The sequence below is a fragment of the Christensenella tenuis genome (assembly GCF_014287795.1).
GTDB classification, from domain to species: Bacteria; Bacillota; Clostridia; order Christensenellales; family Christensenellaceae; genus Christensenella; species Christensenella tenuis.
In genome coordinates this window covers 286,481-300,451 of record NZ_JACOON010000003.1, presented here as the reverse complement: position 1 = coordinate 300,451, position 13,971 = coordinate 286,481, and the positions used below count along the sequence as shown (strand labels likewise).

The 13,971-nt window shown below is 45.6% G+C and carries 7 protein-coding genes and 1 riboswitch; all 7 genes read left to right on the top strand.

All coding sequences use genetic code 11. The features are described 5' to 3' along the window. Position 1: 1 nt before the first annotated feature. The 7 genes from H8S18_RS07305 to H8S18_RS07275 all read left to right on the top strand — a co-directional run bounded on the left by H8S18_RS07305 (position 2) and on the right by H8S18_RS07275 (position 13,928). The gene (locus tag H8S18_RS07305) at positions 2-142 is read left to right on the top strand and encodes a hypothetical protein (protein ID WP_186857658.1); all 141 of its coding nucleotides are present in this window, start codon (positions 2-4) and stop codon (positions 140-142) included. A 250-nt stretch (positions 143-392) separates the two neighbouring features. Beyond that, complete coding sequence (locus H8S18_RS07300) at positions 393-2,576, top strand: nitrogenase component 1 (protein ID WP_186857657.1); 2,184 nt, start codon at positions 393-395, stop codon at positions 2,574-2,576. Then, entirely contained in the window at positions 2,542-3,840 is a 1,299-nt protein-coding gene (locus tag H8S18_RS07295; protein ID WP_207721688.1) for a nitrogenase component 1, read from the top strand. The genes H8S18_RS07300 and H8S18_RS07295 overlap by 35 nt, the downstream gene beginning before the upstream one ends. Positions 3,841-3,964: 124 nt before the next feature. Next, positions 3,965-4,489, top strand: a complete 525-nt coding sequence (locus H8S18_RS07290; protein ID WP_186857656.1) for a cob(I)yrinic acid a,c-diamide adenosyltransferase — start codon at positions 3,965-3,967, stop codon at positions 4,487-4,489. 139 nt (positions 4,490-4,628) lie between these two features. Further along, positions 4,629-4,855: riboswitch (cobalamin riboswitch) on the top strand. A 212-nt stretch (positions 4,856-5,067) separates the two neighbouring features. Next, positions 5,068-6,975, top strand: coding sequence for a prenyltransferase/squalene oxidase repeat-containing protein (locus H8S18_RS07285; protein WP_186857655.1), 1,908 nt, complete (start codon positions 5,068-5,070; stop codon positions 6,973-6,975). A 78-nt stretch (positions 6,976-7,053) separates the two neighbouring features. Continuing rightward, on the top strand, positions 7,054-7,995 hold the full coding sequence (locus H8S18_RS07280; protein WP_186857654.1) for an AAA family ATPase: 942 nt from the start codon (positions 7,054-7,056) through the stop codon (positions 7,993-7,995). 86 nt (positions 7,996-8,081) lie between these two features. Next, entirely contained in the window at positions 8,082-13,928 is a 5,847-nt protein-coding gene (locus tag H8S18_RS07275) for a cadherin-like beta sandwich domain-containing protein (protein WP_186857653.1), read from the top strand. The last annotated feature ends 43 nt before the right edge of the window (positions 13,929-13,971 follow it).

Sequence of the window (13,971 nt, the reverse complement as noted above, 5' to 3'; positions counted from 1 at the left end):
TATGGATTTGAAAAATAAAAAATTTGTGTTCCCTTATAGCGGCGGCAAAGATAATATTTTGGCAATGTACAGATTAATTCAGCAAGGAATGAAACCTGTTGGACTCATTATTACATATAATACCGCTCTTGGCCGTTCATAGTTTCATGTGGATCTACGAATAAATAACATCACGATGTCGCGCGATAGAATTTGGGCGGGAAACTAACTTTGCATGATGTTTTTTATTACATGTTATTCTTGATATTGAAAAATGCACTTCGTTCCGCGATGAAAAATGGAAAAAGAAAAGTATCTACTGATATATCGAATGGGACGCAAATAAGTCATATATTATCTTTCGGTTAGTTCTTAAAACGATTGTAGAATAGTATAAGAGGAGGGAGTTTATTTTGGCAGAAATTGCACTTTATGGAAAAGGTGGTATAGGAAAATCAACCATTTCAGCTAATATATCTGCTGCTCTTGCGCAGAGAGGTAAACGAATACTGCAGATAGGCTGTGACCCTAAACACGATTCTACTCGTCTTTTGTTGCATGGTGAGTTGATAGAGACGGTTCTTTCCTATATGAAACGTACGCCGCCGGATCAATATCGTTTGCATGACGTTGTGTATGAAGGCGTATATGGGATTCACTGTGTGGAAGCGGGAGGACCAGAACCGGGAGTGGGATGTGCGGGCAGGGGAATACTGACAACATTTGAGATGTTGGAACGACTCCATATAAAAGATTATTGTTATGATTCAATTATTTATGACGTATTAGGAGATGTTGTTTGTGGAGGATTTGCAGTTCCTCTTCGAAGAGAGTATGCCGATCGGGTATATATCATTACATCAGGCGAATTCATGTCTATTTACGCTGCCAATAATATCCTGAGAGGACTAAAAAATTATGATACTGAAAAAAGTCGCGCCGGCGGATTGATTTTTAATGCGAGGGGAATTGCAGATGAACAGGAAAATATCAAGCGATTTAGCGAAGCTGTCGGACTGCCGGTTCTGATGCAGTTTCCGCGCAGCGATTTATTTACTAACAGTGAAAAAGAAAATCGGTGCCTTGTGGAAAAATATCCGGACACGGATATAGCTGCAGATTTTTTGGATTTAGCAAACACGATCACTAACCAATCAATCTTATATCAGGCAAAACCATTGCCGGATGAAATTTTGGAACAGAAAGTGCTGAATGCAAAAGTATTTAGAGGAGCCGCTGCAAAAACGGTTGATTTTTCAGTAGCAGAAAAGGAGGGGAAGAAACAAAATAATATAATTTATTCCAAAAATCTCATTTCACGTGAACCGCTCAGTGGTTGCGCATTTAGCGGCGCCATGAGCATTTGTGCACAAGTACAGGATGCAATATGTGTAGCGCATGGACCGGTAAGCTGTGCGCATATTACCTACCAAAGTATTACTTCGCTTGGACGAAAAATGTTGCTGGAACGCGGCCTCGTACTTCCCGCATCTGTAGCCCCAGCGGTTGTATCATCTGAAATGCGTGAAAGCATGATGATTTTTGGCGGAACAGAGGAATTGCGGAGGAAAATTATTGAAGTAAAAAAACAAAAACCTAAAGTGATTTTTGTATTGACAACTTGTCCCAGTGGCATTATAGGTGATGACGTTGGTATGGTTTTGAATTTAGAAGATGACTGCACAAAAATTATACCGATTCTTACTGATGGAAATATACAGGGGGATTATTTGCAAGGTATCTTGATGGCATATCAAGAGATTGCGCATAATCTTGTGGATAAAAATGTTGAAGCGGAAGAATATACAGTTAATATTATTGCAGAAAAAACAGTGGCGACAGCGACACATCCCAGTTTCAATTTTGTCAAAGAGGTTCTGGATACATTAGGGATTGCGATAAACTGCCGTTATCTATATAAGACAGATAGCAATGCAATTAAGAATCTAATGCGTGGAAAATTGAACTTGCTTGCATATGAAGATTATATGGGACGAGCTGTGAAAAAATTTTTACAGGAAGAATACGGTGCATTATTTATGGACATGGCTTTTCCCGTAGGCGTGTCGCAGAGTGCAGAATGGGTACGTTGGCTGGGACGCTTTTTTTCCCGATCGGATGAGGCAGAGAGAATAGTGGCGAGACAGGAGGAACGTTATTGGGATGAGATTAAACGAATTCGCCCAATCCTACAAGGGAAAAAATTAATGATTATAACTTACAGCCATCAGATCGATTGGATTTTAAAAACAGCCATTGATCTTAAAATGGAAATTTCATTCATAGGTGTATTAAACTATTCACAGGACGACTTGTTTCAGACAGAATTTACAACAGAAATAAAGGAGCTGAACATAGAATATGATATTCGAAACCGTAAGAAAGATATAGCACGGATGCAGCCGGACATATTACTCAGTAATTATTCCAATACAGATTTAACAGGCAGTTTTTTTACGGATACCATACCGCTTTGCCCTCAAGCAGGATTTTTAAGCGGGCTTTCTCTGGCTGGCAGGTGGGGCGAATTTTTTAGAATGAATCTTAAGGAAGGATGGAAAGATGATGCAGCACTGTATGAAAAATATAACGCCTGATAGCTTGACGGGAGCCATTTTTGCAGTAGAAGGGATTCGTGACGCGTGCGTCGTTCTTAATGGCCCAACTGGATGTAAACTTTACCATAGCGCTGTATCAGACGGTCAATACAGCCGGTGTCTGTCTTTTGATCCATTGGAGTTTGCGGAAGAATTCTATTTCGGGCAGCCGCGAATTCCGGCAACTTATTTAGATGGTTATGATTATGTGTATGGGAGCGGCGAAAAATTAATACGTGTCCTCAAGAGCATTTCTTCTAAAGATTACGGACTGATCGCAGTAATCAATTCTCCGGGAGCGGCTCTTATAGGAGACGATCTACCACAGATTTTGAAACAGACACTTTTAGCTGCGCCATGTTTTGCGATAGAAAATACGGGATATTCTGGAAGTTTTGCAGAGGGGTATCAAAATGCGTTGGATAAAATTTTTGAGGCATTGCCTGCTAATAGCACTCAAACAGTTAAAAAAAGTGTTAATTTGTTAGGGTTTCATATCTATCAAAAGCATTTTGAATACAATTTGAAAACGATCAAAAAAATGCTTGCACTTTGTGGAATTCGTGTTATTACGTCGCCGTGCGCTGGAGATACTGCAGAAAAAATTACTCATAGAGCAGAAGCTGAACTGAATGTGGTAATATACCCTGAGTATGGAGAGAGGGCGGCAAAACAAATGCAGAAGCAATATGGAATTCCCTATATAATACCTACTCAAGGAGCCCCCATAGGGTTCGAGGCTGCGGAAAATTTTATTCTTGAGGTTTGCAAAAAGCTCAATGCGGAATCTTCACGAGCATTGGAAGAATTGGACAAGGTGCGAGCACGGGCATATCTTTTTTTAGCGCGCTATTCTTCGCTTCTGGGATTGCCTAAAGGTGCGTTATATTCGATATGCGCCGATAGTTCTACTGCATATGCGTTAACAAAATGGCTCTCTACCTATCTTGGCATGATTCCGTCCGCTGTTGTTGTGACTAACGGTACCGAAGGAATTTTTGCAAAAAAGTTACGTACGTTTCTTAAAGATATTGGATATGGAGAAGCTATGAATAATCCCATTGCTACATCGCCTGCCCATATAGTATTTGCGGACGGTAATACACTCGCGCAAATGCGTCTCGCGGGGCAACGGGTTGGCGGAGTAGAAGTATCGTTGCCGTCGCTCGGTTATATGGACGTAATGCCAAAAACATTTTTTGGAGGAGAAGGAGTATTATTTTTGTTGGAGCAGATATTAAACGGTCTTCGTTTTTTAGAATAATGCCGGTATTCACAAATTCGGATGACACGGCGCCCTAAATGTATAGCACATCCGGCTTGAGATTTGCGTATATCTACATAAAGAAAGAGAGTATCAAATTTTTTATCGAATCTATGGAGGAAAAATGAGCGGGCTAATACATATCTATTGCGGTGATGGTAAAGGGAAAACGACAGCGGCAGTTGGGCTTAGTGTACGTGCGGCTGGTAACGGCTGGAATATTTTATTTGTTCAGTTTATGAAAATTCAAAAAAGCGGAGAGATCAATTTATTGAAATCGTTGCCGGGGGTAACTGTTTTGCGTACGCGACGAGGAGGCGGCTTTTCGATTTGTATGGATGAAAAGAGAAAACGCGAAACAATTGAAGGCCATAACGAATTATTGAAAGAAGTGATTGGTATCGTACAAAAAGGAGAGACTGACCTTCTGGTGCTGGACGAGATCATGTCCGCCTATAATACAGGGCTTATTGACAAAAAAATGTTTGAAGATTTTGTTGTGCATAAGCCTGATTATTTGGAATTGGTTATGACAGGGAGGAATCCTCCTCAAAATTTGCTGGACATAGCGGATTATGTGTCTGAAATCAAAAAAATAAAGCATCCTTATGATCGCGGAATACAGGGAAGAAAGGGGATAGAACAGTAGCGCTATGTGTTGGCAGAACGGTGAGGATAAATAAAAAAAGTACAAAATTAAATAAAAAATTCCAATGTATGTTTGCGCGGAATGTGATAATATGAAATTGATTTAAGAAAAACGTTAGCTTAAGGCTATCACAATTGAAAATAGAGAAACGATTTTGTGGCCCCGTTGCGTTGTACACTCGTGCGGGGATGAACAAGGGAATTGGGTGAAAATCCCAAACGGGATCCGCCGCTGTAAGCGCTGAGGCAAGTCTCTGTTGGCGAAAGCCAGTCACTGGGGAACCGGGAAGGCAGGAGGCTTGACGCAAAAACAAAAAATGTTTTCACAGGCGTAAGTCAGAAGACCTACAAAAGACGGAAAGGCTATATAAACGAAAGTATTTATGTGCCTTTTATTTTTCGCAGAAATACGGCTGCGGTGGATCATATTTCACCGCGGCTTTTTATATAGACGATATTTTCCACGCTTGATTTGGTGTGGAAATAAAAAAGACAATTAAAAAAGCAGGCCCTGCCTGCTGTTTTCCTTGTCTCCGCTTTCTTTTAAGGGGCGGTTAGAAATGTCTACAAAATTGACCAATGAGCAAAGTGAGGTATAAGGTGTTGGGAGATTGGGGAGAATATTTTTGCTGTAAAGACCAACTCAAAAAATGTGTGGCAATTATGCTGTGCATAGTATTTTTTGCTTTCATTTTCATTACTTTTCCAATGGGGAATGCAGTCGCCTATGCAGAAGAGAGCGGAGCTACACAAACGGATGAATTTCTTGAAATTGCTGAAGAAATTATAGAATGGAAAAAAGTATCGGAAGGAGATACCGAAAATCTATTTAGTTTCCCATTTTTAGAAGATGCAGGAGCGTCTTCCGTTGATTGGTATGCAGTCGCATTGGGACGCCTTGGATATCCGGATGATTATAATGCCTATTTGGCCATGGTGGAACAAGATGTGAAAAAGCGATATCAAACGACAGGGGGGTTAGACGAGATAAAAGCTACAGAATGGCACCGGATTGCACTGGCTGTTCTTTCATGCGGCGGCGATCCGACGAACTTAGCAGATGGATCAATCGATTTAGTGGCGGACGGAAGTTATAACAGAGGGAAAAAAGCGGCCCTTGATGCGCAAGGAACAAATGCACTGTTTTGGGGGCTTATTTTAATGGACGCCATGCGCTATCAAATCCCAGAAGGCGCATATGACAGCAGAGAAGATATTCTTGTTTCCATATTGGAAGTTCAGAAACCAGATGGAAGTTTTGGCGAGGCTGATATGACAGCTATGGCTTTACAGGCGCTCGCACCCTATTATAATAGCGAGAAAATTTATGAATATATCCGAGAGGAGGATGGCAGCAGTTGCCGTCAAACAGTGCGGGCCGCCATAGACGATGCTCTGGCTTTTCTATCTAAGGAGCAACAGGAAAATGGCGGATTCCTTAGCGGAGATGAGGAGTCCTGCGAAAGCAGTGCACAAGTTATTATTGCACTGTGTTCACTTGGAATTGATCCTGCAAGCGATTCGAGATTTCTGAAATCCGGCGGATCGGTTGTCGATGCAATGTTGGCTTTTCAGCAGGAAGACGGAGGATTTGCCCATACTATGGGAACGAGCAAGCAGGCCTCGATAACGGAAGCGGGAACGTCCAACGCAATGGCTTCCGAACAGGCGCTCCTTGCATTGACGGCATTGATTCGATATGAGCAGAGGCTGCGAAATGTGTTTGACTTTCGTATGGAACCGAACGATGGGATAAAAAATCAAATCATAACATTGGAAAACGAAATCGAACAATTGAAAACAGCACCAGATGCCCAGACGGCAGCGGTTCTATATGCTTCTTATCTTGTCATTCCAGTGGAAGAACGCAGTTACGTTCGCAATTATGCTGCTCTTTCACAGGTGATGGACGAGTTTGGTATTTCAAAGGAAACGGAGCATCTTGTGGATGCAATGAACCAGAATACGGGAGGAGACGGAGCCATCGTACCGCTATTTGGCGGTGAAATGAACGAAATACTGCATTTTACTGAGGAGGACGCACAGAGTGCTATGAATTTGGGAGGATCTTCTGTTATGGAAGATTCGGCGGCAATCGCAATTTTATTGAGAAAGCTGCAGAAGTCAGAAAACCGTGCAGATTATGCAGATGTGGAAGCCTATTTGCTTGAAAAACAGGAAGAGGTACAAAATTTAGAAACGGAGATTGATGAGATCAACACACAAATATCTGCACTTTATCCGATAGAAGAGGTTACTTTGGAAGATTACGATCAAGTATATGCAATCATTGAACGGATCGAGGCACTTGCACCGGCGGATCGCACCGCCATTTCCGGCTTTGAGGATATTGCGGCTGCGAAAGAGAAGGTAGATAGTATGCGAAATACACAAATTCTTATAATCATTCTCATAGCAGCTGGAGCGGCCTTTGCCGCACTGCTTGTATGGAAGAGGTATAGTCGGCGGAAATACAGGGAGAAGTGACGGAACAAGATAGAATTATAGAATGACGAGACAACAAACGCCTGTCTGAAATGAAGCGTTAAAAAGAAGGAGAAAGAGATGGCGAACAAATCAAAGGAAGTTATTGCGGAAGTAAAGAAGGTTATCGTGGGTAAGGATGAAGTGATAAAAAAAGTTTTCATGGCGATCCTTTCACGCGGACATGTTCTGTTAGACGATATTCCGGGGGTGGGAAAAACAACAATGGCACTGAGCTTTTCGCGTGCGCTTGGGCTTGACTATCAGCGTATACAGTGTACTCCCGACACAACGCCGTCGGACATCATCGGATATTCTTTTTATAAAAAAGGATCGGATGAATTAGTATATAACCCGGGCGCAGTAATGTGTAATATGCTGCTTGCAGATGAAATCAACCGTACATCCACGAAAACGCAGAGCGCCCTATTGGAGGTTATGGAAGAAGGAAATGTAACTGTGGACGGTGTTACGAGGCCTTTGCCGCAGCCGTTTACGGTGATCGCGACCCAAAACCCGTTTGGTTCGGCCGGTACTCAGCTTTTGCCGCAGTCGCAGCTCGACCGCTTTACAGTATGCCTTGGGATGGGATATCCGGATTATGAAAGTCATGTCAGTATCCTAAGAGACCGTAATCGTGATCAGCCGTTAGATCAGGTGCAGCAGGTTGCATCTATGAGCGATATCATAGCTATGCAAAATGAAGTAGATAATATTAATGTAAGGGATGAATTGTTTGGATATATCACAGATTTGGCTGAATGTACCCGGAACAATAAGGACATTCTGCTCGGATTATCGCCGCGCGGCGCGCTTGCGGTCGTCAGGATGGCGAAAGCGAACGCTTATATAAACGATAGAGATTATCTTGTGCCGCAGGATATCGTAGATATTTTTTATGATGTTACGGCGCACCGTATGGTAATCAGTCCGAAAACAAAAATTGCCGGGATAACTGCGCAAGATATTCTGAAAAAAATTCTTGAGACAACAAAAACGCCCGATTTTGGTGCAATGGTGTAATTATATGGAATACTGCGTCTGCGGAAAAGAAAGGCTGATAAGGCGTAGTTTGATATACATATTATAACCGACAGGAGGAAGTATCGATGAAGAAAAAGTCATTTAGAGCACTTGTAGTGATCATAGTGATCGCTATGGTTCTGCAAATGGCGCCGATTACGAGTTTCGCGGCAGATTCGTCTGCGGGAATTGCTGAAACGACTGCTTTGCCAACAGAAGAAGCAAATATACCGCAGACAGACACGGAACCGGAACCGAGTCCGGACGCGAGCGCACAGCCGAGCGCTGAGCCGAGCTCGAGTACGGAACCGGAAACGGAGCCAAATCTGAGCGCTGAGCCGTCCGCGCAGCCGTCGGCAGCAGTAAGCATCGCGCCGCAAAGCGCTGCGGCTTCCGTTGGAGAAAGCGGAGGCGATGCGGCGGCTTCAGTAGAGCCGGCTTCTACCGCGCAAAGCGCAGGTTCGTTTTATTTCATGGCGCTTTCCGGCAGCGAGATAGCTGCAAAGCCGATCAAGGTGGATTATGCAGCCGGAGACACAATTGCATCAGCGCTGACCAAAACGAAATACACTTTTGAAGGACTGGAAAAGAATGAGATCACCAAAGTAAACGAAATAGCGGGAAATTACGCCCGCGCCAGCAGCGAGCCGATAGAAGGTGCGCTCGACCGTCTGGACGCGACGCCCGAGCCGCTTTCCGGAAAGCTTTTAGTGTTTCAGGCAGGCGTTGAGAACTTCACCGTTTCGAAAGATTTAGCGTTGCTTGCTGCGGAATTGGTACGCTATGAAAATTCGGAAGATGCACAGAGATATACGGTCGCAATCAATCTGTATAACGGAATACAGAAAGATCTTGCAACGGCGCTGACAGACAATTCGTTCGCCGCAGAGCGTTATGCTGCATTGAAAAATGCAATTGACGCAGCGGAAGGGCAGTTTGAAGGAACGCCGCGCGCTGTTTCGGTAACGCTGATGCATGGAGAAAGCGAGCTTCAGAAAAGCGAAGCGCAGGTGGTCTTTACCAATCAGTTCGGAACGAATTTTACCGCCGCATCCGGCGATACGATAGAGCTGCTGCCAGCAGATTACACATTTACAGCGAGCATTCCTGCACTGAATAAGCAGGCGACGGGGAAATTTACTGTGGAGGCATTGGAGGAAAGCACGGCAGCCAATTCCCCGACAGAACAGATGTTTGATTTAACGTTCCCGGGGGACGACTATTGGTTGGCCGCCGCTGCATTTGTGCCCAATGCGACAGCTACCGATTCAACGACGAAAACGCTTTATAATCCGGTCGATAGCACAAGCCTTGATTTTTTTGCGCTTGATACAGTAAACAATTCAACCGCACGATGGGGGATCATGTGGTCGGATGGAACGCAAGAATTCGATGGAGGTTACCGTACAGCAACTGCGGTCTATACATCGGTGGTCGACGGAACGACACAGACATGTATTTTAAACCGTGTCATGAGCAGTGTGGGAAATACGCCTGCTAATTATTTGTATGACTTCATTCCGGAGGATGGAAGCGGCCGAAGTTCGGAGTTGATTGCAGAACTGGTTGACAAGGAAAACGATATTGTATTTACACAGACTTATACGGTGAATTTTGTCCGGCAAAGGACACTTTCCAATCTGCGCGTTTTGCAGTCAGGAGGAGCGGCAGTCTTAGCGCCTGACTTTTCGGCGAACACCTATGAGTATATTGCGCAAGTTTTGGAGGGAGCACAGGCGGTCGATATTTTGCCTTCGGCGTTCGGTAGCTATGAAGAAGGATACGAGGTTTTCGTGAACGGAACGCGTGTAAACGAGGGGGAATCGGTGCATGTGCCGCTGGAGACGCAGGGAGATGTGGGAACGCAAAAAATCACGGTACAGGTAAAGCACCAAGATGGCTCGCAGAGCAAGGATTATGTGATCACTCCGAAATTTCTTCCTGCATCAGAGTATACCTTTAGCATTCCAAAGGAGGCGAAGCTTGAGGTCGTGACCAACGCCGGAGACGGCATAGCTATCCCGGTTTCCACAACAGATGAGGAAGAGGGCTTCGTGCAGTATTCCCTTACGCTCATGAAAGGAATGGAATATCAGTACAGTGTTACACAGAACGATTATTACAAAACAACAGGAACGTTTACGGCGGAAGACGGCGGGCATAAGCGTGTAACGGTCGATACGAAGGATTACGTCGATTCGATTGCAATACGGCCAACCAGTACTGGAGATGTTGTCTGCGGTTTTGCTTCCGGAGAAGAGATTCTGCATGAACTTACCGGTACCATACCGGATTATGTTGGAAATCCTTATATGACAGTAACTCTGGCAGAAGGCGAGACGAACCGTACTATCACCGCCGAGTATATCGCACAGACAACGAGTGCATCATATAACGGAAAGCCTTATACTAAGGCATTGTCGAATGGGAAAAGCACCTTGCTTTCAAATTTTGCCTTAGCTGGTGGGCTTACGCGGGAAGGAACGTTGGTTATCCGCCAAGAGGACGGGGAATTTACGCGTGAGCAGCACTACAGATTTACGCTGGAGCGCAGTCTGCATCTTTATGATGCAACAGGAGTCACCTTTACATATGGAGGAGAAGAAGCGCTCCTCACTCCGGAATTTGAACGCGACGTATTCGAAGGATATGAAGTGTTGATTTCTGCACAGGCGGAAGAGTTGTCGATAAGAATGAGACAAGCCGCTTCTATCAGAGCTGACGGAGACTCGCCCTGTACGATTACGGTCAACGGTATCGAGGCGCAGAAAGCGGAGGATTATGAGTCGACCGCACCGTGGTATGAAGCGACGATCCCGCTTGATACGCGGAAACAGGAAGAAACGGTGACAATCAAACTTGCGCATCCGTCAGTTCCTGTTGGCAGCGAAAGTGAGTACACTTTCAACGTGAAAAAAGCAGAACCTGTGCAGATGACTTTTGGGATCACGCCGGAAGACGCTTTACTCACATTGTTCGATGCGAAAGAGGAACGGTTATGGCCAGACGAGCAGGGCGTATTCAGCCTGCTTTCAGGTATGACCTACCGGTATACGCTCAGCAAAACGGGATATGTCTCGCAAACGGGTACTTTTGTGGCGGATCCGGCAGTTACGCATATGGATCTGGTCTTGACGCCTGCTGAGCCAAATGAAAATATCGATCCTACTCAGGACGTAGAATGGAACAAATTCCGCGGTGACAATAATACAGGTGTGACTGAGAGAGAAACGCCGACGTCTCCGGAGGATACAGAGCTATACTGGGCCTATCAAAGTACGGGGATGTCTAATGTCGGGCAGCCCATTGTGCTTGACAATTATGTTGCAGTAATGACGGGCAACAAACTGCAATATCTTGACCTTGTGAGCGGAGAGCTTCTTGCCGAAGGGATTATGTACACCTCCGGCGGAGTGGTTCCGGTCTATTCGGACGGAATGATTTTCTGCCCGGTAAGCAGTGGAATACAGGCTTTTAACGCAACGCCACGTCCGCAGACGGAGAGCGACGTCGGCTATACAAACAAAGACGTGATGGTGTTGGATTCCCTATGGGTTTACAAAGATCCGCTTGGGGGTGCGGGCGTTACGCCTTTCTATGTCGAAGGCGGCTATCTTTACGGCGGTTGGCAGCAGGTGCGTAGGGACGGTGCGTTTGTCTGCTTGTCTATCACCGATGAAGACCCGAGCCAGACGCATGAAGAAAAAGTTCCAACATGGCGCTGGATTCGTCCGAACGGCGGATTTTATTGGGCCGGAGCGCATGTGGGAGAAGAATTTGTAGTGGTAGGCGGAGAAGTTTCTGGGGAAAACGACCTTACTTGCCTTGATGCGCACACAGGAGAGATTTTAGACACGATCCCCAATCTGTTTACAGCGGAAAACCGCGGATGCGTTTCCTATGACGAGGGAACGGACCGCTATTGTCTGGTTACGAAGGATACTTTCTATACGGTGCGCGTGGATGAAAACGGAAAATTTTATGATTTGGCCCAAGGCGCGCTTGGAGGTGCAAGCACCTCAACGCCCGCAATCTATAACGGTCGAGCCTATATCGGTTACTCCGGCGGAGGACAGTTCCAATCTTTCACCGGTTCGGGTATTTTGGTGCTCGACATTGAGACCGCGCAGCCCATTTATGCAGTAAAGACACAGGGCTATCCGCAGAGCAGCGGACTTATCAGCACGGCTTATCTGGATGTTCCGCACTTAAATCCGCAGACAGGGCAGGAAGAAACGGGCTTCGTATATGTCTATTTTACAGAAAATGTCAGCCCGGGAAGTATCAGCTATATAATCGACAAACCGGGCATCACGCAGCCGGTTTTGACCACCAGTATTGCAGGAGTCGAAGCGGCTCCCCGGCTTTTCACGCCGAAAGGCCATCATGCGCAATACAATCTTTCATCGCTGCAGGTAGATAAGTACGGTACGCTTTATATGAAGACGGACAGAGGCTACATTATGGCGATCGGGCAAAAAGTCGAAGGAATCGAGATCACAAAGGAGCCGGATCGTACGGTATATCTGCCGGGAGAAGAGTTCGACATGACCGGGATCAAGGTGACCGCGAAATACAGCAATGGAATGGAGCGGGATATAAGCGACTATGTTACGGTAAAGGATACAGTTTTGCAGGAAGGCCAGACGACGATCGACGTCCTTTTCCCGTATGCGCTGTATAATGATGAAACGCCGAACGACTACATTGACTCGAATCCGAACTCGACCTTTGAAAAACTGCCGCGGCCTTCGGTTACATTGCCAATCGTCGTACTGAGCAGCGAACAGGGGGATTCCGTAAACGCCGTGATGGATTTGATCGATCAGATAGGAACGGTAGAGTTTGACAGCGCTTCTTTGGTACGGATTCAAAAAGCGCGTATAGCATATAACGCTACCGATCCTGTGATTCGGAAAGCGGTCTCGAACTATCAGGTACTGCTGGATGCTGAAAAGCGATATGATATGCTGACGCTTGCCTCGAAAAACAGGCTGCCTGCATCGCAGGTGACGAAAGACGCCAGCCAAATCATTGTAACTTCTACGGGAGATGCTGTTCTTGCGAGCAATGAGGCGGAGCTGCTCGACGCAGTTTCGCTGAATATCGATGAAATGAAAGCAGTGGAAAACGGCGCGAAGATCCATATTATTATGGAAAGCACGGTGCTGGAGAGGATTCCGGGAACGGAAGAATTTTTAGCAAATGCAGCGTTGCAGCAAAACAAGCTTCGTTCTACGGGATATGTTTTGGATATCAAGGTCAATAAGGAGATAGAGGGTTGTGATAAAACCATCATCAGAGAACTGTTGGATGGAGCATCAGTAACAGTGGAGTTGGATGTGCCGACCGAGCATCAGGCAAAAGGGCGCTCATTCTATATGCTGAATATACACGGAGGAAGCGTTTATACGCTGAAAGATCAGGCTTCTTCGGACGGCGGTAAGGTCGTATTTCGCACTGGGAAGTTTTCGACGCATGTACTTTCCTATGCATATCTTCCGACAAACCCGGTAAACCCAACGAATCCGGATGAAACGGAGCCGGGCGGCGTTATTGATCCGGCAACGCCAGAATCGAATGGCGGCAGCGGAACACTTGAGACAAATATCGTGAATCGGAACCGCACAGGAAGCGACAGCGAGGAAAACCAACCTGAAATCGAAGCGTTGGTAAGCGGCGTTGATGAAACGTTAGCAGTGTTGCCGCCCATTCTTGGAACAGACGGAGCCGGCGCTGCCGCTGGGCAGGATGAAATCAACGTCGGCGGGCAAAAGGAGATCGGCGGTGAAAGCGGAGCGGTAGGCGAAGCGCAGAAAGGAACTGCAGGAGGGAATCTCTCGCTTATCCTTTGGATTACGGGGATCGCCGCTGCGGTTATCGTAGCAGGAATTCTCATTTACAGGAAAATGCGGTCGAAAAAGAGCGCATAATAGCAACGTTATATAAAAAAAGGATTGTTAACTGATTGCAGTT

Coding starts and splice junctions, on each gene's coding strand:
- H8S18_RS07305 (WP_186857658.1), top strand. CDS start 2: ATGGATTTGAAAAATAAAAAATTTGTGTTCCCTTATAGCGGCGGCAAA.
- H8S18_RS07295 (WP_207721688.1), top strand. CDS start 2,542: ATGATGCAGCACTGTATGAAAAATATAACGCCTGATAGCTTGACGGGA.
- H8S18_RS07290 (WP_186857656.1), top strand. CDS start 3,965: ATGAGCGGGCTAATACATATCTATTGCGGTGATGGTAAAGGGAAAACG.
- H8S18_RS07285 (WP_186857655.1), top strand. CDS start 5,068: ATGAGCAAAGTGAGGTATAAGGTGTTGGGAGATTGGGGAGAATATTTT.
- H8S18_RS07280 (WP_186857654.1), top strand. CDS start 7,054: ATGGCGAACAAATCAAAGGAAGTTATTGCGGAAGTAAAGAAGGTTATC.
- H8S18_RS07275 (WP_186857653.1), top strand. CDS start 8,082: ATGAAGAAAAAGTCATTTAGAGCACTTGTAGTGATCATAGTGATCGCT.